This is a genomic window from Kitasatospora sp. NBC_00374 (assembly GCF_041434935.1).
Lineage (GTDB): Bacteria > Actinomycetota > Actinomycetes > Streptomycetales > Streptomycetaceae > Kitasatospora.
The window spans coordinates 3,292,157-3,318,916 of record NZ_CP107964.1 but is presented as its reverse complement, the minus strand read 5'-3'; the positions used below and the strand labels follow the sequence as shown (position 1 = coordinate 3,318,916).

The window sequence follows — 26,760 nt, the reverse complement described above, 5'->3', positions numbered from 1 at the left end:
GCGCAGGTCACACCGCGACCTCGCGGCCGTCCGGACATGGCACGGCCCCTGGGTCGGGGTGTCCGTCCCAGGGGCCCGCATCGATCGGACGGCGCTGGTCCAGCCCGTCGATCTTGCGCATGAGCGCGGCACTGGATGAGTGGCCCGCACTGATCAACAAGGTTGCCCGACGATCCGCCCGCCCGCGACCCCCCGGGCCTGGCGACTTGCGGCCCTGGCGTGAAGTCGCCAGGCGTCGCCGCCCGCTGTCGGAGCGTCAGGAGACGGCGCGCCCGGGACACCGGGCCGGGGAACACCCGGGAGCCGCCGCCGGTTGTCTCCCCCATCGACACGACCGGCACGGAGAACGGCTCCCCGGCACCTGGAGGACGGACGGCATGACCACTGTGGAAGGCGACCCGATCCGCGGCCGCGCCCGAGGCACGGCGCCCGCGCCGCTGTCGATCCTCGACCTCGCCACCGTCGGCGTCGGCTCGACCCCCGGCCAGGCCCTCGCGGCCACCACCGAACTGGCCCGCAGCGCCGAGGAGTGGGGCTACCACCGCTTCTGGGTCGCGGAGCACCACGGCATGCCGGGCGTCGCCAGCTCCACCCCGGCCGTCCTGCTCGCCCACCTCGGTGCCCACACCCGCACGCTGCGGCTCGGCTCGGGCGGCGTGATGCTGCCCAACCACGCCCCGCTGGCCGTCGCCGAGCAGTTCGGCCTGCTGGAGGCCCTGCATCCGGGCCGGATCGACCTGGGCCTCGGCCGCGCCCCCGGTACCGACCAGGCCACCGCCCGGGCCCTGCGCCGGGGCACCGCGGACGGCGCCGACGACTTCCCGCAGCAACTCGCCGAGCTGACCCACTTCCTGGACGGCGACTTCCCGCCCGGCCACCCGTACGCCGGGCTGAGCGCCGTCCCCCGCAACGCCGGTCGCCCGCCGCTCTGGCTGCTCGGCTCCTCCGGGTTCAGCGCCCAGCTGGCCGGCCGGCTCGGCCTGCCGTTCGCGTTCGCGCACCACTTCAGTGCGGCCAACACCGTGCCGGCCCTGGACCTCTACCGGTCGAGCTTCCGGCCCTCCGCGGTGCTCGACGAGCCGTACGCGCTGATCGGCGTGAGCGCGGTGGCCGCCGACGACGCGGAGCGGGCCCGCTACCTCGCGCGCTCGGCCGGACTGGCGATGCTGCGGCTCCGGCAGGGCCGGCCGGGCCTGATCCCCACCCCCGAGGAGGCCGCGGACCACCCCTACAGCCCCGCCGAGGCCGACTTCCTCGACAGCTGGCTCGCCAACGTGGTGCTCGGCGCGCCGGGCGAGGTCGCGGACGGCCTGGAGCTGCTCCGCAAGCGGACCGGGGCGGACGAGCTGATGGTCACCTCCCACATCCACGGGCAGGAGCGCCGGCTGCGCTCGTACGGCCTGATCGCCGAGGCCTACGGCCTGACCGCGACCGGCTGACACGGCCGGGCCGGGGGCGCTCGCCGGGCCGGGGAGGGCGGCCGCCGGGGCGGGCGCGGGCCGGGATGTCTCAGGACGAGCGGCCCTCGCGCAGTATCGCCGCGACCACCCCGGCCTCGCCCGGCCGGGCGAAGTACCAGCCCTGCGCGGTGTCACAGCCGGTCAGCCGCAGGCGCTCGGCCTGGGCGGCGTTCTCGATGCCCTCGGCGGTGACCGTCAGGCCCAGGGCGTGGGCGAGCTGCACCATCGCGCCGACGATCTGCTCGTCCGCGGTGTCCCGGCGGGCCCGGCGCTCCGGGTCGTCCGCGAGCGGGTCGCCCTCGGCCCGGCCCGCCGACGGGCCGGTGGAGTCACGGAAGCCCTCGATGAAGGTGCCGTCCAGCTTGAGCACGTGCACCGGGAGACGGGAGAGGTAGGCGAGGTTGGAGTAGCCCGTCCCGAAGTCGTCGATGGCGATGCGCACGCCCATGTCGGCCAGCGCCTGCAGGGCCTGCAACGGGCGGCCGCCGGGGCCGAGCACCGCGCTCTCGGTGATCTCCAGCTGGAGCAGCCGGGCGGGCAGGCCGGTGGTCTCCAGCACCTGGGCGACGTCCGCGACGACGTCCGAGTCCCAGATCTGCCGGGCGGCCAGGTTGACGCTGACGAACGTCTCGGTGTCGGGGAACTCGGCCAGCCACTGCACGGCCTGCCGGCAGGACTCCTCCAGCACCCACCGGCCCAGCGGCACGATCGCCCCGGACTCCTCGGCGAGCGGGATGAAGCGGTCCGGCGAGAGCGTGCCGTACCGGGGATGCTGCCAGCGGACCAGCGCCTCGGCGCCGCGGACCGCGCCGTCCGAGAGGCCGACCAGCGGCTGGTACTCCACCGTGAACTCGCCGCGCTCCAGGGCCGGCCGCAGTGCGGAGGCCAGCCGCTGGCGGGTCAGCTGGTGGGCGCCGCGGTCCGGGTCGTAGAGCGTCCAGCGGGCCCGGCCGTCGGCCTTGGACCAGTACAGGGTGGAGTCCGCGTCCCGGAGCAGGTCGATCGGGGTGGTCTGGTCGACCGGCCGCTCGACCACGCCGACCGAGGCGGTCACCGTCAGCTGGTGGCCCGCCACCTCGAAGGGCTGCTCCAGGGCCTCGACCAGCTGGGCGGCCAGTTCGGTGAGCTGCTCGCTGCCACGGCTGCCGGTGATCAGCAGCGCGAACTCGTCGCCGCCGAGCCGGGCGAGCATGCGGTCCTCGCCCGGGGCCGCGTCCCGCTCCGCGCCCAGGGCGAAGCGGTTCTCCAGCCGTTCGGCGACGGCCACCAGCAGCTGGTCGCCGACGTGGTGCCCGAGCATCTCGTTGATCGCGGCGAACCCGTCCAGGTCCACGTAGCACAGGCCCATCCGCGGGCCGTCCCCGCCGGCCGCCGCCTGCTGGGCGGCCGCGGCCTGGAACGCGGTGTCCAGCCGTTCGAAGAAGAGGGCCCGGTTGGGCAGCCGGGTGAGCGGGTCGTGCAGGGTCTGGTAGGCGAGTCGGTCGCCGAGCAGGCGCTGCTCGGTGACGTCCTCGACCATGGCCAGGGTGTAGAGCGGCTGCCCGGAGCCGTCCCGGATCAGCGAGATGGTGACCTTGCTCCACACGGATCTGCCGTCGCGGTGCTTGAGCTGCTTCTCCACCCGCAGCCGGTCGGTCTCGCCGCGCAGCAGTTCGAGGTAGAGCCGCCGGGGAGTGTCCTCCGGGTCGATGATCTGGTGGATGTGCATCCGTACCAGTTCGCCGACCTCGCGACCGATCATGGCGGCGAAGGCCGGGTTGGCCTCGATGATGTGGTCGTCGGCGTCGATCAGCGCCATGCCGATCCCGGCGTCCGCGAACGCCGCCCGGAACCGGGACTCGCTCGCCCGCAGCGCCGACAGCAGCCGCTGGGTGCCCCCGCCCACCGGTGCGCCGCAGGTGGGACAGGTCGCCGGCGCGCTGTCGTACGACTGGTGCGGATCGGGCGCGGGGTGCGCCTCGTGCGCCCGGTGGCCGGCCTCGTGCCGCACGCCCAGGCGAGATCCGTCGGCCCCCTCGTTCCGGCCCGGCACGGCACGCTCCCGTCCGCTGCTCACGCTGATCCGGTCGGCTGCCCGTACCGGGGTGGACGGCTCCCGGAGCCGGCGGCGCCGCGGGCCCGGCCCGAGGTGATCGGGACGGCGTGCGGGGCGCACTCGGCGGCGAACAGGCCACTGCCGCTGATCATAGGCGGCGGGAAGAACCGGAGGCGACCGCCGCCAGGGTGATTCGCGGGATTCCCGCGAGGCGGCCCCCGGGAACGCGGCCGCCCCCGGGACGGACCGTCAGATGCGGTCCCGGGGGCGGTGCGAGGAGCCGACGGACGCTCAGGCGAGCTCGGCGGTCAGGGTGATGGTGGTGCCGGTCAGCGCCTGGCTCACCGGGCAGTTCGCCTTGGCGTCCTCGGCGGCCTTCACGAAGCCGGCCTCGTCGAGACCGGGCACCTCGCCCCTGACGGTGAGGTGGACGCCGGTGATCCCGGTCCCGGGCTGGAAGGTCACGTCGGCCTTGGTGGTCAGCTTGGTGGGCGGCGTGCCGGCCCCGGCCAGACCGTGCGAGAGCGCCATCGAGAAGCACGCGGAGTGCGCGGCGGCGATCAGCTCCTCCGGGCTGGTCTTCCCGTTCGCGGCCTCGGTGCGGGCCGGCCAGGAGACGGGGTACTGGCCGATGCCGGAGGAGTCGAACGTCACCAGGCCGTTGCCTTCGAGCAGGTTGCCTTCCCACTCGGTGTGCGCGGTGCGGGTGGTTGCCACGATCAGGTACCTCCTGTGCTGAGGGAACTGCTGGGTCGTCACTTCCGGTGGTGCGGGGACCAGCCTACGGGGCGACCGGGGGCGCCACGGCGCCTTGGGGCACGGGCCGCCGAAGACGTTCCACATGCCGGACGACCAGCGGGAAAACAGCGGCCCGCCGGGCGGCCCCTGTTAGATTTGGCCGGGGCCCGAGCCCGACCGTCCAGGGGTCGGCCGGGCGCCGACCAGCCCGCCAGCGCCACCCGCCAGACCCGGAGCCACCCGATGACGGATCAGCCCACGAACTCCTCCGCACCAGCCTCGGAGAAGGTCGACGAGGAAGTCTGGGCCGAGCTGACCAGCCTGCGCCAGAGCATCGACAACGTCGACGCCGCGGTGGTCCACATGCTGGCCGAGCGGTTCAAGGCGACCCAGCGGGTCGGCCGGCTCAAGGCCGAGCACCGGCTCCCGGCGGCCGACCCGGCCCGGGAGCGGGAGCAGATCACCCGCCTGCGCGAACTCGCGGCCGGGGCGCACCTGGACCCGGTGTTCGCGGAGAAGTTCCTCACCTTCATCATCGCCGAGGTGATCAGGCACCACGAGGCGATCGCCGGCGAACCGCTCGGCGACTGACCGGCCCGGGCCGTGTCGGCTCCGGATAAGGACGAGATTTCGTGGTGGATCCCGGTCGGCGTTAGCGTGCTGTTCTCCCACCCTCTCCCCGCAGGCGGCCCGATCCGTGACCCAGCCCGGCGCAGCAGCTGAACAGCAGTCCCCGGCATCCGCCCGACGACGACGGCCCTGGTGGGTGGAGATCCCCGGCATGGTCGCGGTCGGCCTGGTGGTCGCCCTGCTCATCAAGACCTGCCTGTTCCAGGTGTTCTCGATCCCCACCGGGTCGATGGAGAACACCCTGCGGGTGGGGGACCGGGTGGCGGTCAACAAGCTGGCCCCGCTGTTCGGCTGGGAGCCCGAGGACGGCGAGCCGGTGGTCTTCCGCGACCCCGGTGGCTGGCTGCCCCCGCAGCCGGAGGACGGCAACCCGGTCTCCGAGGCGGTCGGCGGCACCCTGAGCTTCGTCGGCCTCCTTCCGCCGAAGGACGACAACTACCTGGTCAAGCGGGTGATCGCGACGGCCGGGCAGACCGTCGGGTGCCACGGCACGACGCTCACGGTGGACGGCCGGGCGGTCAGCGAGCCCTACCTGCACGCCGGGGACGACTCATGCTCGGGCCTGGACTTCGGCCCGCTGACCGTCCCGGCGGGGCACCTCTGGGTCGAGGGCGACCACCGCAGCGACTCGGCCGACTCCCGGTACCACCGGGACGGCCCGGCCGGTGGCGCGGTGCCGGTGTCCGACGTGGTCGGACCGGCCTCGGCGGTGGTCTGGCCGCTCGGTCACCTGGACTGGTTCGGCTGGACCGGCCGCTGATCCCGCAGCTCGTCCGCGCCGGTGGGCGGTAGCGGGTCTGATCCGGTCACGGCCACGGCCTGGTCGAGGGCCCGCGCCGGGTCGTCCGCCGGCTTGCTGCTCTGGGCGGCGAACGCGCCCGCGAGGACCATCGCACCGCCCACCAGCTGCGGCAGCCCCAGATGCTCGCCGAGCAGCACCCAGGCGAGTACGGTGGCGACCACGGCCTCCAGGTTGGCGACCACCCCGGCCACCGGTGGGGACAGGTGCTGCACGGCCACCACCCCGGTCAGGTAGGCCAGGACGGTCGCCACCAGGACCATCCACGCGGCCGGCAGCAGGGCGGGCAGGTGGTGGCCGTTCATGGTCACCTGTCCGGCCAGCACCCCCCAGTCGGCCGTCCAGGGCCGGGTGAAGGCGGTCAGCACCACGGCGCCGATGAGCAGCCCGAACGCGCTGACGGCGAGCGGGTCGATCGGGCGCTCGCCCCGGCGGCCGGCGTCGGCCAGGACGAAGTAGCCGACCTGGCAGCAGGCGGCGCCCAGGGCGAACAGGACGCCGAGCGGGTCGAACCCCAGACCGTTCCAGACCTCGACCACGCAGGCCAGGCCGCCGACCGCGACGGCGGCGCCGACGGCCGCGCCGCGGGAGATCGGCCTGCGCTGGACGAACTTGACGTAGCCGAGCAGCAGGGGCGGCCCGAGGTACTCGATCAGCAGGGCGACGCCGACCGGGATGCGGGCGATCGCGGCGAAGTAGCAGGCCTGGACGCCGGCCACCGCGAGCAGGCCGAAGCCGATCAGCACCCCCGGCCGCTGCAGCACCGCCGCCCGGTGCCGCCAGGCCAGCGGCAGCAGCACCAGCGCCGCACCGGCGACCCGCAGCCAGACCACGTGCTGGGACGAGAGACCGGCCTCGATGAGGGGTTTCGCCGCCGTTCCCGAGCCGCCGAAGGCGAAGGCGGAGACGAGGGCGAGGGTCAGGCCGAGGGAGCGGGCCGAGCTGCGGGAGGAGGGTGTCGAGCTGTGCACCTGCGCATTGTGCCAGTCGGCACACGGTCTACGTAAGGTGCAATCCAGCGATTTGGTCCTGCCGCAGTCCTGCCGCAGCCCTGTCGCGGCCCTGCCTCGCGACCGCGGTGCCGACTACCCGGCCGGGACCGGACGGGTGGCCCGGCCGGTCGCGGTCGACTGGTCGGTGACGCTCCCGCTGTCCGTGCCCGGCGTGGCCGAGGCCCGTCCGGGCTTCACGGGGGCGCCGCTCGGCGAGCTGCCGGCCGAGGGTGAGCGGCCCGGGTTGCGGCCCGGCCCGGAGTTGCGGTCGGCGCCCCAGGAGGGCTGGTCCGACGGCGTGGGGGTCGGGGACGGGGTGTCCGCCGGGGCGGGCGGCTGGCTGCTGGGGGTCGACGGCGGGGTGACGGCCGGCGGCCTGCGGTCGGCGGCCGGCGTGGGGAAGGACCTGACCGGCTGACCGGCCAGCGCCGACTTCATGTACTGGGTCCAGATCTGCGCCGGGAACCGTCCGCCGGCGGCGCTGCCGGCCCCGCCGACGCCGTTCAGCGAGACCTGCGCGCCGTCCGCCGGGTCCTGGCCGAACAGGCCGACCGCCGTCACCAGCTCCGGCGTGTAGCCGACGAAGTACACCGACTTGGCGTCGTCCGTGGTGCCGGTCTTGCCCGCGGCCGGCCGGCCCAGCTCCTGCGCGCGGTAGCCGGTGCCGCCGGAGTCGGAGACCACGCCCTGCAGGATCGAGGTGACCGTCCGCGCGGTCTGCTTGCCGACCGCCTGGGTGACCTTGTGCTCCGGCAGGGCCATCTGCTCGCCGCCGTGCTCCAGTGAGCCCACCAGCCACGGGGTGATCTGCTGCCCGTCGTTGTCGAGCGTCGCGTAGACCCCGGCCATCTCCAGCGCGCTCGGCGAGGCCACGCCGAGCGGGATCGCGCCCTGGGCCTTCAGCCCCGGGGTGTCGGCGGGCAGCCCGAGGGCGACGGCGGTGGAGCGGACGGTCTCCAGACCGGCGTCCTGCGCCAGCTGGGCGTAGACCGAGTTCACCGACCAGTCGGTGGCCTGCTGGAGGGTGATCGGGCCGTAGCCGCGCTCGCCCTCGTTCTTCGGCGCGAACGGGACGCCCTGGCCGCCCTGGACCGGGCGGCGGTTGGCGCCGTCGTAGACCGTGTCGGCGGTGATCCGCTGGCCGGACTGCGTGCGGGCGCCGCTGTCGAGCGCGGCGGCCAGGGCGATCGGCTTGAAGGTCGAGCCGACCTGGTAGTCCTGCCGGGTGGCGTTGTTGATCCAGTGCTTGGTCGCGTCGGCGCCGCCGTAGAGCGCGACCACCGCGCCGGTCTTCGGGTCGACCGAGACGGCGCCCGCCTGCGCGGCGGCGTCCGGCTTGCGGGCGTCCGGCTTGAGGTTGGCGGTGAGCTGGTCGGCCACGGCGTCCTGCAGCTGCTGCTGGCGCTTGGGGTCGACACTCAGCCGGACGGTGTAGCCGCCCTGGGCGAGCTGCGCGTCGGTGACGATGTCGTGCGAGGTCAGGTAGTCGGTGGCGGCGGTCACCAGGTAGCCGGCCTGGCCGGAGAGGCCGGGGGCGCTGCGCGGCTTGAGCACCTCGGGGAAGGTGATCGCGGCGCGCTCCTCGGCGGACAGCCACTTCTCCTGGACCATGCCGTCCAGCACCCAGTTCCAGCGGTCGAGCGCGTTCTGCTTGCCTTGCGGAGTGGCGGTCGAGACGTCGTACGCGCTCGGCGCGTTCAGCAGCGCCGCCAGGTACGCGCCCTGGGCGGGGGTGAGCTGGGCGGCGTCGACCCCGAAGTAGGCCTGCGAGGCGGCCTGGATGCCGTAGGCGCCGCGCCCGTAGTACGAGGTGTTGAGGTAGCCCGCCAGCACCTCGTCCTTGCTCTGCGTCGCGTCGACCTTGATCGCGATGAAGACCTCCTTCACCTTGCGGCCGACGGTCTGCTTCTGGTTGAGGTAGGTGTTCTTGACGTACTGCTGGGTGATGGTCGAGCCGCCCTGGGTGCCGCCGCCGGACACCGTGGCCAGTGCGGCCCGGGTCATGCCCTTGAGGTTGACCGCGCCCTCGCTGTAGAAGCTCCGGTCCTCGGCGGCCAGCGCCGCGTGCTGGGCGGCGGGGGAGACCCGGTCGAGCCCGACGTTCTGGCGGTTGGTCTGGCCGGTCCGGGTGAGCAGCGAGCCGTCCTGGTAGAGCCAGGTGTTGCTCTGCGCGGTCGCCGCGGCGTGCGCGTCCGGCACCTTGACCAGGGTGATCCCCAGCACGAACAGCCCGACGCCGAGCAGCGTCGAGGCGACCAGCCCGGCCAGCGTCATCCGCCACGTCGGTATCAGCCGGCGCCAGCCGGTCCGGCGGGGGCGGCGGGTGGCACGCGGTCGGCGGCGGCCGGCCTGCTCGGTTGTTCGGGGCACCGGAGAACCTCCCTGCGAGCCCCGTGACGGTCGCTCACCCGGTTGACGATATGGACCGATCCATCCTGCCTGATCAACTTCGCAGGTGTTGGTGACCTATGTCCCAATTCTTCCCACTCGTGGGCAAAATCCCTGGTAGGCCCGCCCTCCGGCCCGGGTAAGGTGCCGGAACTCACCCGATCCAGCGCACCGGGAGCACCACCATGACCAGCCGGCCGAGCCTCCTGTACGTCACCGACCTCAGCTACCCGGCGCGCGGCCGGCGCTACGGCGACGAGGACGTCTACCTCTCGGACCGGCTGCGCGAGGAGTTCGCCGTCGCCCTCTGCCACCCCCGGGACGCCGTCGCCCTGATGGACTCCTTCGACGCGGTGCTGGTCCGCAACAGCGGCCCGGTGATCCACTACCAGGCCGAGTACCAGGCCTTCCGCGCCGCCGCCCTGGAGCGCGGCACGCTCGTCCACAACCCGCTCACCGGCCGCGGCGACATGGCCGGCAAGCAGTACCTGCTGGACCTCACGGCCGAGGGCCACCCGGTGATACCGACCGTCGACCGCCACGACCACCTCGACCGGCTGCCGACCGTCCCCGAGTACGTGGTCAAGCCGGTGCTCGGCGCGGACTCGGTCGGGCTCGCCTTCGTCCCCCGGGAGCAGCTGGCGGCGGCCGACCTCACCGGCGCGCTCGTCCAGCCGCGGATCCCGTTCCGCTACGAGGTCTCGTTCTACTTCGTCGACCGGGTCTTCCAGTACGCCCTGTACGCCCCAGACCCGGACCGCCGATGGGAGCTGGCCGTCCACCGGCCGACCGACGCGGATCTCGCCTTCGCCCAGCGGTTCGCCGACTGGAACACCCTCGACCACGGCATCCAGCGCGTCGACGCCTGCCGCACCCCGGAGGGCGGGCTGCTGCTGGTGGAGCTGGAGGACCTCAACCCGTACCTCTCCCTCGACCTGCTGGAACCGGCCGTCCGTGAGGCCTTCGTCGCCGCGCTCAAGGCCTCGCTCGCACGCTCGCTGAAGCGGTAGGGGCCCGCGCGGCCCGGGCCGGGCGGCCGTCGTTACCGAACAGCGACCGGGTCGGACGGCGTGTGGAGCGGATAAGGCCGCCGTGTCGGACGACACTGTCGGGCACCCGAGCGAGGGCACCGATCCGGATTCGGCCGAGGAGCCACCATGCTGAGACGCAAGAGCCGCGAGCACCGCACGGCCGAGCCGCTGGCCGCGCTCGTCGCCGACGCCGTCCGGCTGGACTACGGCGGCGGCTACGCCCGGCAGGGGGGCGTGGAGTACGGCGCGGAAACGGACCGGCGCGCCGCGTCCCGACCCGAGCAGCCCCGGGTCTCGCCCGCCGCCGAGCGCTACCTGCCGGGCTGAGCCGGGTCGTGGACGCCGCCGCGGGAACGCCGAAGGCCCCCTCGCTCTCGCGAGGGGGCCTTCGACCGTCGGTGCGCCGCCAGGGACTCGAACCCCGGACCCGCTGATTAAGAGTCAGCTGCTCTAACCAACTGAGCTAGCGGCGCGTGCTGACGGGGAAAACAATACACGGTTCGCGGGGATGGTCGGGACGGGGTGTCCGGCGACCGGTCCGGGACGAGCGCATTCCGGCCGTTTAGGCTGCGGAGGTGCCCCTCGACGAACCCTGCCGCCCGGAACGCGAGGCGACCCGGTGATCCTGCGGATCGGCGGCCTGCCGCTGCACGTCCTGCGGGAGGGGCGCGGGCCGGTCTGTGTGCTGAGCAGCGGCCTCGGCGGCTGCTGGTTCGACTGGGACCTGGTGGTGCCGCTGCTCGCCCCGCACCGCACGGTGGTCCGGTTCGACCGGCCCGGGTACGGGCTGAGCGCGCCCTCGGCCGAGCCGCCGAACCTCGCGGGCGAGGCCGACCGGATCGCGCAGGTCCTGACGGCCCTGGGGCTGACCGGCCCCTGCACGGTGGTCGGCCACTCGCTCGCGGCCTTCCACGTCGAGGCCTTCGCCCGGCTCTACCCGGAACGGACGGCGGGCCTGGTCCTGCTGGACGCCAGCGTGGAGAGCCGGCCGCGGCCCGCCCCGGCGCGGGAGCTGCGGGACCGGGCCGCCCGCGCTGCCGCCGCCGTGCTGACCGCCGCGGCCCTCCCGTACCTGTGCGGCCCCGTGACCCGGCGGGCGGCGGTGCGGGTGGCCTCCGTCCGTGGCCGGGAGGCCGTTGCGGCCGCGCTGGTGCGGCGCTGCTACCGGCCGGGCCGGGTGCTGCGCTCGGTGCTCCGCGAGAACACCGCCTACCTCGACACCGCGGCCGAGCTGGTCGCCCTGCGCGCGCGGCGGCCGCTGCCGGACACCCGGGTCGCGGTGGTGGCCGCCGACCGGCGCGGCGCGGCAGCCGGCCCGGCCCGGCAGCGGGAGCTGGCCGCCCTGCTGGGCGGGGAGTTCCGCACCGCCGGGCCGGCCGGCCATCTGCTGATGCTCGACCGGCCCGCGGAGGTGGCCGCCGCGATCCTCGGCGAGCCGGCCGACCGCTGAGCCCGGCGCCCGCAGCGGCCGGCCGGGTCGGGGTGCGACAACGCGAGAGGCCGCCCTTCCCGAAGGAAGGACGGCCTCTCGCGTCTGTCTTGCTGTGCGCCGCCAGGGACTCGAACCCCGGACCCGCTGATTAAGAGTCAGCTGCTCTAACCAACTGAGCTAGCGGCGCCTGCTGACCTGCGGAACATTACACGCCGCCGGTCGCCCGGCTCAACTCGGGAGGGAACCTCCGGCCCCTCCCGGGCGTACCCCCGGTGCGGGGGCGTGTACGGCGACCGGAGGCGAGCACACGGGTGGTCATCGCAGACTGCGGACACCGAGCCGGGCCAGGGTGGCCCTGCTCACGACCGCGGCCGCCGGGACGGCGGTGCTCTCGGCTGCGGCTGACCCGTAGCGGTTATCGGCCCTCGGGGTAGTGGCAGGCCGCGACGTGGTCGAGGCCGGGCCCGGCCTCGACGGCGGGTGGGGAGTCCTGCTCGCAGCGGGTGCGCCGGCCGGCGTCCAGCGTCGCGTACACCGGGCACCGGGCGCGGAACCGGCAGCCCTGCCGGCGGGTGGTGGGCGACGGCGGGTCGCCTGCCAGCAGCACCTTGGTGCGGGCCCGCTCGGCCGCCGGGTCGGGCAGTGGGACGGCCGACAGCAGTGCGCGGGTGTACGGGTGCCGGGGGCGTTCGAAGACTTCCGCGACCGCGCCGGTCTCGACCGTGCGGCCGAGGTACATCACGCTGACCCGGTCGGCCAGGTGCCGGATCACCGAGAGGTCGTGCGAGACGAACAGGTAGGCCAGGCCGAGTTCGGCCTTGAGCCGCTGGAGCAGGTTGAGCACGCCGGCCTGGATGGAGACGTCCAGCGCGGAGACCGGCTCGTCCAGGACCAGCAGTTCGGGCTGGACGGCCAGGGCCCGGGCGATCGAGATCCGCTGGCGCTGGCCGCCGGAGAACTGGTGCGGGTAGCGGTTGGCGTGCGCGGGGTCGAGGCCGACCTGGCGCAGCAGCTCGGGGATCCGGCGGGCGGTGAGGTCGCGGGGGGCGGCCTGGGCGTGCAGGGGTTCGGCGATGATGTCGCCGATCGGCATCCGGGGGTCGAGGCTGGCCATCGGGTCCTGGAAGACGATCTGCAGCTTCGACCGGAGCCGGTGGGCGGCGGCCCGGTCGAGTCCGGCGGTGTCCTGGCCGAGCAGTTCGATCCGGCCGGCTTCCGGCCGGGTCAGCCTAAGCAGCTCGTAGAGGGTGGTGGACTTGCCGGAGCCGGACTCGCCGACCAGGCCGAGGGTCTCGCCGCGCCGGATGTCCAGGTCGACCCCGTCCACCGCGTAGACCTCACCCACCTTGCGCTTGAAGACGGCGCCCTTGAGCTGCGGGAACGTCTTGGTCAGCCCGCTGACGGCGAGCACCGGTCCGCGTTCGGCGCGTGGGACGGCCGGCCCGGGGGCGGGCAGCTCGGGCAGCGGGTACACCTCGCCGGGGGCCGGCGCGCGCTCGGCCAGCTCGGCGGCGCGTACGCAGGCGGCCCGGTGGCCGTCGTCGCCCGCGAGCGGGGGTTCGGCGGTGCGGCAGCGCTCCTCGACCAGCGGGCAGCGGGCCGCGAACGGGCAGCCGGGGCCGCCCTCGCCGGGAGCCGGCGGGTGGCCGGGGATCGGGACCAGCGGGCCGCCGCGGCCGTCGAGCCTGGGGACGGCGCCGATCAGGCCCAGGGTGTACGGGTGCCGGGGCCGGGCGAACAGCTCGTCCACGGGCGCGGTCTCCACCACCCGGCCCGCGTACATCACGGCGACCCGGTCGGCCATTCCGGCGATCACCCCGAGGTCGTGGCTGACCAGGACGAGGGCGGCGCCGGTCTCGCGCTGGGCGGTGCGCAGCACCTCCAGGACCTGGGCCTGGATGGTGACGTCCAGGGCGGTGGTGGGTTCGTCGGCGAGCAGGATGTCGGGGTCGTTGGCGATCGCCATCGCGATCATGGCGCGCTGGCGCATCCCGCCGGAGAACTCGTGCGGGAAGCTGTCCAGCGCCCGGCCGGGGTCGGGGATGCCGACCAGGTCGAGCAGTTCGGCGGCGCGCCTGCGGGCGGCCGGGCGGTCCAGCGGCTGGTGGATCCGGACGGCCTCGGCGATCTGGTCGCCGATCCGGTACACCGGGGTGAAGGCGGAGAGCGGGTCCTGGAAGACCATGGCGACCTTGCGGCCGCGGATCCGGGCCAGCTCCCGGCTTGCCAGCCCGACCAGTTCGCGGCCCTCCAGCCGGACCGAGCCGCCGACCCGGGCGGTGCCGGGCAGCAGTCCGAGCACCGCGAGCGCGGTGACGGACTTGCCGGAGCCGGACTCGCCGACGATGCCGAGGGTCTCGCCGCGCCGGAGCTCCAGGTCGACTCCGCGGACGGCGGGGGACGGGCCGAAGTCGACCGTGAGGTCCTGGACGGTGAGCAGGGCGGGGGTCACGGGTTTCTCCGGCGCAGACGACGAGAGGTACGGGCGGGGCGGGCCGCGTCGGCGGTGGGGTCGAGTGCGTCGCGCAGCCCGTCCCCGACCAGGTTGACGGCGAGCACGAACAGCACGAGCAGGGCGGCGGCGAAGTAGAACAGCCAGGGGAACACGGGGGCGTCGCCGGTGCCGGCCGCGAGCAGGGTGCCGAGCGAGACGTCGGGCGCGCGGACGCCGAAGCCGAAGTAGGAGAGCGCGGCCTCGCTCATCACCGCGCCGCCGACCGCGATGGTGGCGTCGATGATCAGGAACGAGGAGACGTTCGGGAGGATGTGCCGCAGGATGATCCTGAACGGCTTCACCCCCATGAACTGGGCGGCCCGGACGAACTCGCGCTCCTTCAGGGAGAGAGTCATCGAGCGGATCACCCGGGCGGTGATCATCCAGTTGAACAGCGCGAGCAGCAGGACGAAGGCCAGCCAGCCGGTGCCGCGCAGCTTGGGCGAGACGATCGCGATGATCAGAAAGCTGGGGAAGATCAGCATCAGGTCGACCAGGAACATCAGCGCCCGGTCCGCCCAGCCGCCGAAGTAGCCGGCGCAGGCCCCGACCAGGGAGGCCAGCACGGTGGAGAACAACGCCACCAGCAGGCCGATGACCAGCGACTTCTGCAGCCCCCGCACGGTCTGCGCGAAGACGTCCTGGCCGATCCCGTTGGTGCCGAACCAGTGCTCGGCGGACGGGGGTTGACGGATTGCCGTGTAGTTGGGCGTGGCGTAGTCCCAGGGCGTCAGGTACGGGCCGAGGAAGGCGAGCAGGAAGAGCAGCAGCACGATCGCGGCGCCGACCAGCACGCCGCGGGCCCCGCTCAGCCGGGTGAGCACCAGCCGTATCCGCCCGGTGGGGGCGGTCTCCTCGGCCGGTGCGGGGGCGGTGTCGGTGAGCACGGTGGTGGCCATCAGTACCTGACCCGGGGATCGAGGGCGGCGTGCAGGGCGTCGGCGAGGAAGCCGGCGGCGAGGATCACCACGGCGGCGAACAGGTTGACCGCGACCACCGCGTTGATGTCCTGCTCGTTGATCGCCTGGATGAACCACTCGCCCATGCCGTGCCAGCCGAAGATGGTCTCGGTGAAGGCGGCGCCGGTGAAGATGCCCAGGAAGCTGTACGCGAACATGGTCGACATCGGGATCACGGCGGTGCGCAGACCGTGCTTGAGCAGCGCCCTGCTCCTGGTCAGGCCCTTGGCCTCGGCGGTGCGCAGGTAGTCGGAGCCGAGCACGTCCAGCATGGTGGAGCGCTGGTAGCGGCTGTAGGTGGCGAGCCCGCCGAGGGCCAGCGACAGGGTGGGCAGCAGCAGGTGCAGCGCCCAGTCGCCGAGGTGCGCCCCGAGCCCGCCGGCGAGGTTGGGCGTCTCGTACCCGGTGAACGGGATCACCTCGTGGCCGGCCGCGTCCTTGGCGGCGATCGCGCCGTTCTTGAGGAAGAGCGCGACCAGGAAGACCGGGGTGGAGAGCATGACGAAGGAGAACAGCGTCAGCGCCCGGTCGGAGAGCCGGTACTGCTTGACCGCGCTCCACGCGCCGCCGGCGACCCCGAGCACCATGCCCAGCAGGCTGCCGACCAGCAGCAGCCGCAGCGAGACCCAGATCCGGCGGCCGAACTCCTCGTTGACCGAGGTGTTGTGGATGGTCCGGCCGAGGTCGGCGTGGAACACCAGGCCGTCCGCCCAGGTGGCGAATCGTTCCACCACCGGGGTGCGGTCGTTGATGTTCAGCGCGGTGAGCTGTCGGTCGACCGCGGCGGCCGAGGGCCGGGGCTGCTTGGCCTCGAAGTAGGCGCGGGGGCCGAGCGCGGTGCAGGACAGCGCGTAGGCGAGGAAGACCGCGACGACCAGCAGAACGGCGTAGTAGCCGATCCGTTTCGCCAGATAGCGGATCACGGCCGGCCGCCGAAGCGGTTCGCACACCTGGTGAACATGATCGTTCGCCTTCGCTCAAGGGGTGGTTGCAGCAGGTTCGCGCAGCAGTTGTACGGCACGGCGGGTCCGTCGTCCAGGGGTGCGTCGCGGGGCGGTCCGACCGGTCCGGCGAACGCCCAGGTCACAGTCGATCAGACGGGTACGGACAGGATGTTGCGGCAGTGTTGCGGCCCGTTTCCTTTCGATCAGATCTGAACACCGCCCCCTGGTAGTCGACTTGATCCGCTGTTACGTTCTGCCTGTCGGCACCGACTTGGCTGCCCACGTTCAAGCGTCGCCACACCTGGCGGCCGTCGACTCTTCGAGACCCCCGGGGAACTTCCTGATGGACGCATCGCTCGCCACCCGCAGACTCGGCCGCGCCGCGGCCGCCGCCATCGCCGTGGTGCTCGCCGCCACCGCCTGCAGCAGTTCGGCCGGCGGCTCGGCGAACGACGTGGCCAAGACGGTGGCGCCGACCCAGGACGCGGAGGACAACAACCCGCAGCCGCTGGAGAAGATCAAGGACGGCGGGGAGCTGCGCGAGCCGCTCCAGCAGTGGATCACCCAGTGGAACCCGTACCAGGTCGACGGCACGTACGGCGACGCCGTCGAGATCATGGGCTACGTCGAGGCGCGGATCTTCCGCTCGGACGCCAAGGGCGTCTACCACCCGGTGCCGGAGTACCTGGAGTCCGCGAAGGTCACCTCCACCTCGCCCCAGGTGGTCACCTACAAGATCAACCCCAAGGCCAAGTGGTCGGACGGCAAGCAGCTGGGCTACCAGGACTTCAAGGCGGTCTGGCAGGCCTCCAACGGCAAGGACCCGGCGTACAACCTCGCGGACTCCTCGGGCTACGAGCAGATCTCCAACGTCGAGCAGGGGGCGGACGCGAGCGAGGTGAAGGTCACCTTCAGCGAGCCCTACGCGGACTGGCAGAGCCTGTTCAACCCGCTGCTGCCGGCCTCCGGGATCGCCACCCCGCAGGCGTTCAACGAGGGCTGGATCGAGCAGGTCCCGGTCTACGGCGGCCCGTTCAAGATCGCCAACGCGGACAAGGCCGCGCAGACCATCACCCTGGTGCCGAACCCGGACTGGTGGGGCCCCAGGCCCAAGCTCGACAAGATCACCTACCGGGTGCTGGACGGTGCGGCGATCACCCAGGCCTTCCTCAACAACGAGGTGGACTTCGCCTCGGCGGGCACCGCCACCGCGTACGGCCAGCTCAAGGACGCCAAGGACGCGGCGATCCGCACCGGAACGCCCTGGGACGAGGTGCACATCTCCTTCGGCGGCAACGGCGCGCTCGCCGACCAGGGCGTCCGCCAGGCGCTCGGCAAGGCGCTGGACCGGGCCTCGTTGATCAAGATCGTCAACCAGGGTGTCCCGGTCGAGTTCAAGCCGCTCGACAACCACCTGTTCATGACCAACCAGAGCGGCTACCAGGCCAACTCCGGGGACTGGGTGAAGTACGACCCGGCCGCCGCCAGGCAACTGCTGGACACCGCGGGCTGGAAGGACGCCGGCGGCGTGCGCAGCAAGGACGGCAAGCCGCTGGAGCTGCACTACGTGATGAGCGACGGCTCCACCCAGGCGCAGGCCGACCTGGCCGCCGCCGTGCAGAGCATGCTCCAGCAGGTCGGCGTGAAGCTCTCGGTGGACAAGGTGCCGAGCAAGGAGTACTTCTCCAAGTACATCAACGAGGGCAAGTTCGACCTGGCGAGCTGGCGCAACACCGGCTCCTTCCCGCTCTCGCGGACCGTGCCGATCTACCGCGCCCCGCAGGGCGACAACGTGTTCGGCAACTACTCGAAGCTGAGCACCCCGGAGATCGACACCCTGCTGCGCAAGGCCGCCGCCACCCTGGACCCGGCCGAGGCCGCCAAGCTCTACAACCAGGCCGACGTGAAGATCTGGGAGCTCGCCCACACCGTCGAGCTCTACCAGCGGCCGAGCATCGTCGCGGTCCGCAAGGGCCTGGCCAACTTCGGTGCCGGCAGCCTCGCCGACACCGTCATCACCTCGGTCGGCTGGGAGAAGTAGCCCCTGTCGCGGGGCTCCGGCCCGGCGATCCGCCCGGGCGGTCCGCTCAGCCGATCCGCGCGGGCGATCCGGTCGGGCGGGCGACCGGCGGCGCTGGCGAGCAGCGCGGTGATCACGAGGCGTTCAGGCGTGGACACGGGAACCGGCGAAGCCGCCCCCGTGTCCACGCCATCCGCCTTGACCTTCCGCGTTGCCCGCAGACCGCCCGTGTCGTCGTTCCACTTGGCGTGGAATCTATCGGCCCGACCGGGATGGACGGGACACCTTCCACAGGGCGCGCCCGGGAGCCGTCGAGCTGTCACCCGGTTCGCGCACTGCACCGTCAACTGTGCCTGACGACTACCCAGAACGGGTGCAGGCGGGCCGATCGGCGTGCCGCGCGGATGCGTGCGCACGGCGGGCGCCGCTGCCAGGATCGCGGGGTACCGCCCCTGACGAAAGCGACCGCGATGACCAGCGAATCCGCCCTGCCCGAGCCGCACTCCGCCGACCCGGGCAAGGCGGACTCCCGGCCCGTCCGGCGGATGGTGCCCCGCAGCCGGGACGAACCCCACCGCGCCGCCACGCCGTTGGAACTCTTCTTCGACCTCTGTTTCGTGGTCGCCGTCGCCCAGGCGAGCGGCCAGCTCGCCCACTCCGTCGCCGACGACCACCCGGGCACCGGCCTGGTCGGCTACTGCTTCGCCTTCTTCGCGATCTGGTGGGCCTGGATGAACTTCACCTGGTTCGCCTCCGCCTACGACGTGGACGACGTGCCGTACCGGATCACCACCCTGGTCCAGATCACCGGCGTGCTGATCCTGGCCGCCGGCGTCCCCCGGATGTTCGGCGACCAGGACCTCACGCTCTCGGTGGTCGGCTACGTGGTGATGCGCCTCGCGATGGTCGCCCAGTGGCTGCGCGCCGCGCGGTGCGAGACCGGTGGCGCCCGCACCATGGCGCTGCGCTACGCGGCCGGCATCACCGTCTGCCAGATCGGCTGGGCACTGGTGCTGCTGGTGCCGGAGAGCGCCCGCCCGTACGTCATCCCGCTGGGAATCCTGGCCGAGCTCTCCGTCCCGGTGTTCGCCGAACTGCACACCCAGAGCACCTGGCACCCGCACCACATCGCCGAGCGCTACGGCCTGTTCACCCTGATCGTGCTCGGTGAGACGGTCTCCGCCGCCACCATCGCCATCCAGGCCGCCCTGGACGAGCACGAGGCACTGGGTGAGCTGCTGCCGCTCGCCGCCGGCGGGATCCTGCTCTGCTTCGCCGCCTGGTGGATCTACTTCGCCCGGCCGGTCCACGACCATCTGCGCTCGAACCGGCAGGCCTTCCTCTGGGGCTACGGCCACTACCTGGTGCTCGGGGCGGCCGCCGCCATCGGCGCCGGCCTGGAGGTCGCGGTCGAGTACGCCGTCGGCCAGGCGCACATCTCCGCCGACGCGGCCACCGCGGCGGTCACCGTGCCCGCGGCGGTCTACCTGTTCACGGTCTGGCTGCTGCACTCCCGGCACACCAAGCGGGGCGCCGGCCAGGCCGTCCTGCCGGTGGCCGCCGTGGCGATGCTGGCCTGCACCTTCGCCGGCGGGTCCGGGGTCCTGCTGGCGGGTCTGGTGGCGGCCGCGACGGTCGCCGTCGGGCTGGCGCTGCACGCCCGGGAGGGCTGACGGTCGGGGCCTCGTGCGGCCGGCCCGCGCTGTGTCGCCGTGCGGTCGCCGCCGGGCTGTCGGTACCGGCTGGGACGATGGCCGGGCCCGCCGTCGTCGACCCGGAACGAGCCGCCATGCCCGCCGTCCCCAACGTTCCCGAAGAGCTCGCCCAACTGCCCTACGCCCACCTGCTGCAGCCGCACAGCGGCCCGCTGCGGGCCGACCAGCGCTACGACACCGTGCACTTCGACGGCACCGAGCACGGTGGCGCGGCCGGCGGCGCGGGCTTCCTGGAGTGCGCCTTCACCGGGGTCCACTTCGACGGCGCCGGGCTTCGGCGGGCCTCCTTCAACGAGGCCTGGGTGCACGGCAGCCGCCTGGTCGCCACCGACCTCGCCGAGAGCGAGTGGCAGGACAGCGCCGTGCTCGGCTCGGTGCTCGCCGGCATCGCCTGGTACGGCTGCGCGCTGCGCCGGGTGGTCCTGCGCCAGTGCAAGCTGGAGTCCGTCAACCTGCGCGGCGCCACCCTGCGGGACGTGGTGTTCGAGGACTGCCTGCTGCGCGACGTCGACTTCGGCGAGGCCAGGATGACCGAGGTCGCGTTCCCCGGCTCCACCCTGGAGGAGGTCCGGCTCGGCGGCGCGAAGCTCAGCAAGGTCGACCTCCGCGGAGCCGTCCGGCTCGGCCTGGCCGACGGCCACCTGGGACTTCGTGGGGCGGTCATCTCCACGCACCAACTCTTCGAGCTGGCGCCGCAGTTCGCCCAGGCGCTGGGAATTGTTGTGAAGGACGGCTGAGGCGTCCGTTCACCGCGAGGTCGCCGGACGACGCGCGGACGAACAGTCCAACAAGCCTTCATGGAAAGTCATGGCCTTCCGCGCCGGGCTGGGCCAGGATGCACCGCGTTCGGTGAGTGCCAGACCTGTGTGCACAACTCCTGAGAGGGCGGCGGTTCGGATGGCTGAGCTGAGTCGTAGGAAGTTCATGGCGCTGTCGGCGAGTGCGGCGGCCGGAGCGGCGGTGGCGGGCGGGACGGTCGCGGCCACCACCGCGTCGGCCGAGGCCGCCGCCCTGAGCGCCACCGGCACCATCGTGGACGCCCGGCACATCGTGATCCTGATGCAGGAGAACCGCAGCTTCGACCACTACTTCGGCATGCTCAAGGGCGTCCGCGGGTTCGCCGACCGCAGCGCCATCCAGATCGCCAACGGCTACAGCGTCTTCAACCAGCCCAACGGCCTCGGCCGCCAGTACCCCTGGCAGTTCAGCGCCACCAAGCCGGCCGGTGGCGCCGACCCCGAGCGGCTCGCCCAGTGCAACGGCGACCTGGCGCACGGCTGGTCCGACCAGCACAAGGCCTGGAACGGCGGCAGGATGGACTCCTGGGTCGCCGCGAAGGGCAACGTCCGCGCCCTCGGCCACCTGACCCGGGCCGACATCCCGTTCCACTACGCCCTCGCCGACAACTGGACCATCTGCGACGCGTACTTCTGTTCGGTGCTCAGCGCCACCGGCCCCAACCGCACCTACCACTGGAGCGGCCAGATCGACCCGGCCGGCACCGCCGGCGGCCCCGCCTACGACGGCGGCGACGAGTCCAACCTGCGCTGGGAGACGTACGCCGAGGCGCTGGAGCGCGCCGGCGTCAGCTGGAAGGTCTACCAGAACGCGAGCGACAACTACGGCGACAACGCGCTGGCCTACTTCAACACCTTCTCCGGTGCCCCGGCCGGCAGCCCGCTCGCGGTCAAGGGCATGGGCTCGGTGCCCAAGGTCACCGGCAAGACCCCCAACGACATCGCCGCCGCGATCCGCGCCGACGTGCTGGACGGCACCCTCCCGCAGGTCTCCTGGGTGGTCGCCGACGAGGCCTCCTCCGAGCACCCGTACGCCACGCCGACCGACGGCGCGCACTTCGTGCACATGGTGATGGACGCCCTCAACGCCGACCCGGACGTCTTCAACTCCTCCGTCATGTTCCTCAACTACGACGAGAACGACGGTTTCTTCGACCACGTCCCGCCGCCCACCGCCCCGGCCGGCACCCCCGGCGAGTTCTACAACGGCACCAACATCGGCCTCGGCTTCCGCGTCCCGCTGATCGCCATCTCCCCGTGGACCCGCGGCGGCTGGGTCAACTCCGAGGTCTTCGACCACACCTCGGTGCTGCGATTCCTGGAGAAGTGGACCGCCGCGATCGGCAAGCCCGCCACCACCCCCAACATCAGTGCCTGGCGCCGCAAGGTCTGCGGGGACCTCACCAGCGTCTTCGACTTCGCCAACCCGGTGTACGGCATGCCCGCGCTGCCCAACACCGACGCCACCATCGGCCTGTCCGCCTGCGGCCCGCTGCCCAACCCGGCACCGGTCACCAACGCCCTCCCGCTGCAGGAGTCCGGCACCCGCCCGGCCCGCGCCCTGCCGTACCAGCCGAACGCCAACCTCGACCACCTGGAGTTCGCCTCCGGCAACGTCATGAAGGTCTGGCTGAGGATGGAGAACAAGGGCACGGCGGCCACCAGCGCCGCGCACTTCGCGGCCTACGCCAACGCCTACCGCGGTGGCGGCCCCTGGCAGTACACGGTCGACGCGGGCACCGACCAGAGCGACTTCTTCAACTGCGGCGCGAACTTCGGCAACGGCCCCTACGACCTCGGCGTGGTCGGCCCCAACCGCTTCCTGCGCCGCTTCAAGGGCGACGCCACCAAGGCCGGCAAGAGCGTCGCGGCGACGGCCTCCTACGCGAACGCCCCGACCACCGGCAGGCTCGCCGTCTGGTTCAGGCTCGCCAACGCCGGCACCGCCCCGGTCACCTTCACCATCACCTCGAACAACTACCGCACCGACGGCCCCTGGACGTACACCGTCCCGGCCGGCGGCAACACCAGCGACTACTTCAACGCGGTCGCGTACCAGAACGGCTGGTACGACTTCACGGTCACCGTCAGCACCGACACCACCTGGTCCCAGCGCTTCACCGGCCACCTGGAGACCGGCACCCCCAGCATCAGCGGCTGACCCCACCACCGGGCCGGGCCCCGCGCCGCGCGGGGCCCGGCCCGGCGGCGTTCCGGGGTGTGGCGTTCCGGGGTGCGGGGATCCCGGGGTGCGGCGGCGCGGGGCCGGTGCCAGATTGGGCCGGAGCAGGTCGTCCGTACACACCCGAGGAGGGATCATGGGTATCGGTGACAGGTTCCGGGACAAGAGGCAGGAGCCCGGCCGGGAGGCCGGGAAGGCCGAGGAGGGCATGCCCGGGGGGCCCGCGGAGGCCGAGCAGCGGGCTCAGGACGCGAAGGACGCCGAGGACACGACGGCCGAGGAGACGATGATGGAGCCCGGCGACGACGGCCCCGACGAGATCCAGGGCCCGTGGTGACCCGCTGACGGCCTCGCGGGGGCAGCCCGCCCGGGCCGCGCCCCCGGTGGCATACGGGGCGGCGCGGTGTGAGAGTGGCGGTGTGAGAGTGAGGGGGAGGTCCGCCGTCCGAGTAGCCGGAGGAGCAGAGAGCGATGGGTATCTTCGACAGGTTCCGGTCCAAGGCGCACGAGATGGTCAGCCCCAGCGAGCGCGGGGCGGTCGCCCACGACGAGGCCGCCGACGCGTTCGGTGACCGCGCGGAGCGGGCCAGGCAGCAGGCGATGCAGGCCGAGGAGGACCGCCGCGCCGCCGCCGACATGACCGCCGAGGGCGACCCCCTCGACTGAGACGAGGGCACCGGCAGCGGAGGCCTGAGCATCCGCACCGAGATCGCGGCACCGAGATCGCGCCCCCGCCGGCTCCTGCCGGCGGGGGCCGCACCGTCCGGTCAGCGCGGCGGCAGCGGCGGGCGCCGCAGATCCGGCCGGGGCACGTCGGACGGTGGCGGGGCCGCCGCCGGCCGCTCGGCCAGCCGCTCCAGCGCCAGCCGCACGGCCTCCACCAGCTCGGTGTGCTCGCCGCGGGCCCAGTCGTGCGGGCTGCGCACCACCTCGACGTCCGGGTCCACGCCGTGGTTCTCCACCGAGAAACCGATCCCCTCGGTGAACCAGGACGCGTTCTTCGGCACCGAGATCTGGGTGCCGTCGCCCAGCGGGTGCCGGCCGGTCATCCCGACCACCCCGCCCCAGGTGCGGGTGCCCACCACGGGCCCGAGACCCAGCAGCCGGATCGCCGTGATGATCACGTCGCCGTCCGAGCTGGTGGCGTGGTCGGCCAGGGCCACCAGCGGACCGCGCGGTGCGTCCCTGGGCCAGCGGACGGGGTGCCGGCCGCGGGTGAAGTCCCACGCCAGCACCCGGCGGTGGAGCTTCTCCAGCACCAGCTCGGAGACGTTCCCGCCGGCGTTGCCGCGGACGTCCAGCACCACGGCGGGCTTGGCGAGTTCGCTGCGCAGGTCGCGGTTGAACTGGGCCCAGCCGGAGCCGCCGAGGTCCGGGATGTGCAGGTAGCCGCACCGGCCGTCGCTGAACTCCCGGACCAGCCTGCGGCGTTTGGTCACCCAGTCCTGGTACCGGATCGGCCGCTCGTCGGTCAGCGGGGTGACCGCGACCCGCCGCAGCGTCTCGCCGCGGCGCAGGGTGAGCTCGACGGTGGTGCCGCCGGTGCCGGACAGCAGCGGGGCCGGGCCGCGCACCGGATCGGGCGGCCGGCCGTCCACGGCCACCAGCTCGTCCCCGTCCTCGACGCCGTAGCCGGCCAGCGGGGCGCGGGCCCTCGGGTCGGAGGACTCGCCGAGCAGGATCCGGTCCAGCAGCCAGCGGCCGTCCGGCGTGCGGTGCGCGTTGGCGGCCAGCAGTCCGAGCTGCTGCTGGGCCGGCGCCGGCCCCTCGCCGCGCCGCGCGGGCGTGACGTACGCGTGCGAGGTGCCGAGCTCGCCGAGCAGCTCGCGCAGCAGGTCGGCGAAGTCGTCGGGCGAGGCGATCCGGTCCAGCAGCGGTTCGTACTGGGCCACCAGCTGCGGCCAGTCGAGGCCGCACATGTCGGCGTCCCAGAACTGGTCGCGGACGATCCGGGCCGCCTCGTGGTACGACTGGCGCCACTCGTCCGCCGGGTGGACGGTGTGGGTGATCCGCCGCAGGTCCACCGTGACCGGGGAGTTCGGGGTGGCCAACGGGTGCAGCTTGAGCGAGCCCGCCGAGAACACCGAGACCGCGCTGCCGTCGCCGGAGACCGCGAAGCCGTCCAGCTTGTCGACCACGGTGCTGCGGGTGCCGTGGGCCAGGTCGAAGTACTCCAGCGACGGCCGCCCCGAGGTGTCCGCGGGGTTGGCGAAGGTCTGGCCGAGCGCGCCCGAGATGGGCCAGCGCAGCCAGAGCACGCCGCCGCGCACCGGGGCCGTGGCCGAGTACTTGGAGGCGATCACCGGGAACGGCACCAGGCGCTTGGACAGGCCCGGCTCGTCCACCCGGACCGTCCCGTCCCCGGTCGCCTCCTCCGGGTCCAGGCCGACCGGCGGCCGGCCCTGGACCGGTGCGGCGAACGGCGAGGGGGTGTCGGCCGCCAGCGGGACGAGGTACGGGCGGCAGCCGAGCGGGAAGGAGAGGTCGCCGGTGTGCACGTCGTGCACCGGGTCGAAGCCCCGCCAGGAGAGGAAGACCAGGAACCGGCCGTCCCGGGTGAAGACCGGGTGCTCGTCCTCGAACCGCCCGCCGGTCACGTCGATCGTCCGGTCCGGGGCGTCCACCCGGGCCAGCTGGATCGAGCGCAGCGAGCGCCCCGCCACCGGCTGCGACCAGGTCAGCCACTGCGAGTCGGGGGAGAAGGCGGGGCTGCTCACCGGGCCGAAGGCACAGGCCACCACCTCCCGGACGGTGCCGTCATCCACCGTGACCAGCAGTAGCCGGCCGTCCGAGGCGGCCACCGCCAGGGTCCGGCCGTCCGGGCTGGCGGTGAGCTCCAGCACCCGGCCGAGCAGCCCGGCGGCGATCCGGCGCGGCGCCGCCACCGGGGTGCCGTCCCGGCCGGGCAGCGTGGCCACCTCGACGGCGTCCGCGCCCTGCGCGTCGCTCACCCAGGCGGCCCGGCCGGAGTGCCCGAGCACGACCGGCAGCCGGGCCCGCACCCCGGGGGTGTCGGCGAGGACCCGGGCCGGGCCGTCCCGGTGGGTCAGCCAGTACAGGCTGCCGCGGACGGTGAGCACCCCGGCCCGGCCGGTGGCGTCACAGGCCAGGTCCTTGACGTGGGTGGCGGCGAGCACCTGGTAGGGCCGCCGGCCCGCCCGCGCGCCGCCCAGCGGTACCGCCAGCCGGCGGGGCGCGGGCGCGTCCAGGCCGTCCAGCAGCCAGAGGTCGCCCGCGTGCTGGTAGACGATCCGGGTGCCGTCGGTGGCGGCCTCCCGGGCGTAGTACGAGGCGTGATCGGTGTGCCGGCGCAGGTCGGTGCCGTCGGGGCGGCAGGAGTAGAGGTTGCCGATGCCCTCGTGGTCGGAGAGGAAGGCGATCCGGCCGGACACCGGCATCGGCGAGGCCAGGTGGCCGGTGTGGCCGGGCAGCAGCGGGCCGTGGTCCAGCCAGAGCCGGCCGGTCGCGCCGCCGCGGTAGCGCTTCCAGGCGGCGGGCTCGTGCGGCGCCGCGGCGGTCAGCAGCACGGTGTGCTCGGCGCTCATCTGGGCGTCGGCGACCGGGCCCCAGGGCAGCCGGCGGCCCGGCGAGCCGTCCGGCGGCAGCGCGTACGCCCAGGTGTAGTGGGCGAACGGCTCACGGTAGGAGGTGACCGCCAGTACCTCGCCGTCCGGCAGCCAGCCGCGCACCCGGGTGTCGACGCTGCCCCAGTACGTCAGCCGGACCGCCTCGCCGCCGGCCGCGGGGGCGGTCCACACCTCGGGCGTGAGCGTCAGCCAGCTGGTCCAGGCGATCACCGTGCCGTCGGGGGAGAGCCGGGGGTGGCTGACCCTGGTCCGGTCGCAGCTGATCCGCCAGGCCCGGCCCACCTCGCCGTCGGTGCCCAGCGGGGCCGCCCAGACATCGTCCTCGGCGGTGAACGTCAGCAGGTCGCCGCGCAGGTGGGGGTGGCGCAGGTATCCGGGCACCCCTCCATGGTTCGGCCGGTGCCGATCACCCGCAACCGGGCTGCCCGCTCATGCACCGTCAGCGGGGCCCGGGCCCCCTCACGCCGTCCACCGGGGCCCGCCCCGCAGTCGAGAGGCGCTCTAGCACCTGCGCTGATCCTGACCCCCACGGGGCGGGCCGCCGGTGCTCGGCGCAG

At 73.5% G+C, this 26,760-nt stretch carries 20 protein-coding genes and 2 tRNA genes; 12 read left to right on the top strand and 10 right to left on the bottom strand.

What is annotated here, in order from left to right; all coding sequences use genetic code 11:
• Positions 1–377 precede the first annotated feature (377 nt).
• On the top strand, positions 378–1,439 hold the full coding sequence (locus OG871_RS14775) for an LLM class flavin-dependent oxidoreductase (protein ID WP_371497227.1): 1,062 nt from the start codon (positions 378–380) through the stop codon (positions 1,437–1,439).
• 70 nt (positions 1,440–1,509) lie between these two features.
• Here OG871_RS14775 and OG871_RS14770 read toward each other — a convergent pair whose 3' ends face one another.
• Together OG871_RS14770 and OG871_RS14765 are read right to left on the bottom strand one after the other, a co-directional pair.
• A complete protein-coding gene (locus tag OG871_RS14770) occupies positions 1,510–3,450 on the bottom strand; it encodes a putative bifunctional diguanylate cyclase/phosphodiesterase (protein WP_371497226.1) in 1,941 nt (646 codons plus the stop codon).
• 336 nt (positions 3,451–3,786) lie between these two features.
• Positions 3,787–4,212 (bottom strand): OsmC family protein, encoded by a 426-nt coding sequence (locus tag OG871_RS14765; protein WP_371497225.1) that lies wholly within the window; start codon positions 4,210–4,212, stop codon positions 3,787–3,789.
• Between the two features lie 264 nt (positions 4,213–4,476).
• On the opposite strand from OG871_RS14765, the gene OG871_RS14760 reads away from it, so the two are divergent.
• On the top strand, positions 4,477–4,824 hold the full coding sequence (locus tag OG871_RS14760) for a chorismate mutase (protein WP_371497224.1): 348 nt from the start codon (positions 4,477–4,479) through the stop codon (positions 4,822–4,824).
• 106 nt (positions 4,825–4,930) lie between these two features.
• Positions 4,931–5,623 carry a signal peptidase I gene (gene lepB / locus OG871_RS14755; protein ID WP_371497223.1) on the top strand — a complete coding sequence of 231 codons (693 nt, stop codon included), beginning with the start codon at positions 4,931–4,933 and terminating at the stop codon, positions 5,621–5,623.
• Here lepB and OG871_RS14750 read toward each other — a convergent pair.
• Both OG871_RS14750 and OG871_RS14745 read right to left on the bottom strand, forming a co-directional pair.
• Positions 5,590–6,633: a DMT family transporter gene (locus tag OG871_RS14750; protein ID WP_371497221.1), complete on the bottom strand. Its 1,044-nt coding sequence runs from the start codon at positions 6,631–6,633 to the stop codon at positions 5,590–5,592. The genes lepB and OG871_RS14750 overlap by 34 nt on opposite strands.
• Before the next feature lie 114 nt (positions 6,634–6,747).
• Positions 6,748–9,024 carry a transglycosylase domain-containing protein gene (locus OG871_RS14745; RefSeq protein WP_371497220.1) on the bottom strand — a complete coding sequence of 759 codons (2,277 nt, stop codon included), beginning with the start codon at positions 9,022–9,024 and terminating at the stop codon, positions 6,748–6,750.
• 203 nt (positions 9,025–9,227) lie between these two features.
• Here OG871_RS14745 and OG871_RS14740 point away from each other — a divergent pair, with 203 nt between their 5' ends.
• Together OG871_RS14740 and OG871_RS14735 are read left to right on the top strand one after the other, a co-directional pair.
• Entirely contained in the window at positions 9,228–10,052 is an 825-nt protein-coding gene (locus tag OG871_RS14740; protein ID WP_371497219.1) for a hypothetical protein, read from the top strand.
• A 147-nt stretch (positions 10,053–10,199) separates the two neighbouring features.
• Positions 10,200–10,400 carry a hypothetical protein gene (locus OG871_RS14735; RefSeq protein WP_371497218.1) on the top strand — a complete coding sequence of 67 codons (201 nt, stop codon included), beginning with the start codon at positions 10,200–10,202 and terminating at the stop codon, positions 10,398–10,400.
• 72 nt (positions 10,401–10,472) lie between these two features.
• Here the strand turns inward: OG871_RS14735 and OG871_RS14730 are convergent.
• Positions 10,473–10,546: transfer RNA gene (locus OG871_RS14730), tRNA-Lys, on the bottom strand.
• A gap of 146 nt (positions 10,547–10,692) precedes the next feature.
• Between OG871_RS14730 and OG871_RS14725 the strand changes: the two genes are divergently transcribed.
• Positions 10,693–11,523 (top strand): alpha/beta fold hydrolase, encoded by an 831-nt coding sequence (locus OG871_RS14725; protein WP_371497217.1) that lies wholly within the window; start codon positions 10,693–10,695, stop codon positions 11,521–11,523.
• Positions 11,524–11,618: 95 nt separating this feature from the next.
• Here OG871_RS14725 and OG871_RS14720 read toward each other — a convergent pair.
• From OG871_RS14720 to OG871_RS14705, 4 genes are all read right to left on the bottom strand, one after another.
• Positions 11,619–11,692: transfer RNA gene (locus OG871_RS14720), tRNA-Lys, on the bottom strand.
• Between the two features lie 228 nt (positions 11,693–11,920).
• On the bottom strand, positions 11,921–13,957 hold the full coding sequence (locus OG871_RS14715; RefSeq protein ID WP_371497216.1) for a dipeptide ABC transporter ATP-binding protein: 2,037 nt from the start codon (positions 13,955–13,957) through the stop codon (positions 11,921–11,923).
• The gene (locus OG871_RS14710; protein ID WP_371497215.1) at positions 13,954–14,898 is read right to left on the bottom strand and encodes an ABC transporter permease; all 945 of its coding nucleotides are present in this window, start codon (positions 14,896–14,898) and stop codon (positions 13,954–13,956) included. Before OG871_RS14710 ends, OG871_RS14715 begins: the two co-directional genes overlap by 4 nt.
• Positions 14,898–15,881 carry an ABC transporter permease gene (locus OG871_RS14705; protein ID WP_371503311.1) on the bottom strand — a complete coding sequence of 328 codons (984 nt, stop codon included), beginning with the start codon at positions 15,879–15,881 and terminating at the stop codon, positions 14,898–14,900. The genes OG871_RS14710 and OG871_RS14705 overlap by 1 nt, the downstream gene beginning before the upstream one ends.
• Positions 15,882–16,245: 364 nt before the next feature.
• On the opposite strand from OG871_RS14705, the gene OG871_RS14700 reads away from it, so the two are divergent.
• The 6 genes from OG871_RS14700 (at position 16,246) to OG871_RS14675 (ending at position 23,282) form a co-directional block, all read left to right on the top strand.
• Positions 16,246–17,943: an ABC transporter family substrate-binding protein gene (locus OG871_RS14700; protein WP_371497214.1), complete on the top strand. Its 1,698-nt coding sequence runs from the start codon at positions 16,246–16,248 to the stop codon at positions 17,941–17,943.
• Positions 17,944–18,392: 449 nt separating this feature from the next.
• Entirely contained in the window at positions 18,393–19,595 is a 1,203-nt protein-coding gene (locus OG871_RS14695) for a low temperature requirement protein A (protein WP_371497213.1), read from the top strand.
• Positions 19,596–19,672: 77 nt separating this feature from the next.
• The gene (locus tag OG871_RS14690; protein WP_371497212.1) at positions 19,673–20,374 is read left to right on the top strand and encodes a pentapeptide repeat-containing protein; all 702 of its coding nucleotides are present in this window, start codon (positions 19,673–19,675) and stop codon (positions 20,372–20,374) included.
• Positions 20,375–20,534: 160 nt separating this feature from the next.
• Positions 20,535–22,595: a phosphocholine-specific phospholipase C gene (locus OG871_RS14685; RefSeq protein ID WP_371497211.1), complete on the top strand. Its 2,061-nt coding sequence runs from the start codon at positions 20,535–20,537 to the stop codon at positions 22,593–22,595.
• A gap of 157 nt (positions 22,596–22,752) precedes the next feature.
• Positions 22,753–22,953, top strand: a complete 201-nt coding sequence (locus tag OG871_RS14680) for a hypothetical protein (protein ID WP_371497210.1) — start codon at positions 22,753–22,755, stop codon at positions 22,951–22,953.
• Between the two features lie 134 nt (positions 22,954–23,087).
• Entirely contained in the window at positions 23,088–23,282 is a 195-nt protein-coding gene (locus tag OG871_RS14675; protein WP_371497209.1) for a hypothetical protein, read from the top strand.
• 101 nt (positions 23,283–23,383) lie between these two features.
• Here OG871_RS14675 and OG871_RS14670 read toward each other — a convergent pair whose 3' ends face one another.
• Entirely contained in the window at positions 23,384–26,584 is a 3,201-nt protein-coding gene (locus OG871_RS14670; RefSeq protein WP_371497208.1) for a S41 family peptidase, read from the bottom strand.
• Positions 26,585–26,760: the final 176 nt, after the last annotated feature.

Coding starts and splice junctions, on each gene's coding strand:
- OG871_RS14735 (WP_371497218.1), top strand. CDS start 10,200: ATGCTGAGACGCAAGAGCCGCGAGCACCGCACGGCCGAGCCGCTGGCC.
- OG871_RS14760 (WP_371497224.1), top strand. CDS start 4,477: ATGACGGATCAGCCCACGAACTCCTCCGCACCAGCCTCGGAGAAGGTC.
- OG871_RS14685 (WP_371497211.1), top strand. CDS start 20,535: ATGGCTGAGCTGAGTCGTAGGAAGTTCATGGCGCTGTCGGCGAGTGCG.
- OG871_RS14740 (WP_371497219.1), top strand. CDS start 9,228: ATGACCAGCCGGCCGAGCCTCCTGTACGTCACCGACCTCAGCTACCCG.
- OG871_RS14700 (WP_371497214.1), top strand. CDS start 16,246: ATGGACGCATCGCTCGCCACCCGCAGACTCGGCCGCGCCGCGGCCGCC.
- OG871_RS14695 (WP_371497213.1), top strand. CDS start 18,393: ATGACCAGCGAATCCGCCCTGCCCGAGCCGCACTCCGCCGACCCGGGC.
- OG871_RS14775 (WP_371497227.1), top strand. CDS start 378: ATGACCACTGTGGAAGGCGACCCGATCCGCGGCCGCGCCCGAGGCACG.
- OG871_RS14710 (WP_371497215.1), bottom strand. CDS start 14,898: ATGGCCACCACCGTGCTCACCGACACCGCCCCCGCACCGGCCGAGGAG.
- OG871_RS14680 (WP_371497210.1), top strand. CDS start 22,753: ATGGGTATCGGTGACAGGTTCCGGGACAAGAGGCAGGAGCCCGGCCGG.
- OG871_RS14690 (WP_371497212.1), top strand. CDS start 19,673: ATGGCCGGGCCCGCCGTCGTCGACCCGGAACGAGCCGCCATGCCCGCC.
- OG871_RS14675 (WP_371497209.1), top strand. CDS start 23,088: ATGGGTATCTTCGACAGGTTCCGGTCCAAGGCGCACGAGATGGTCAGC.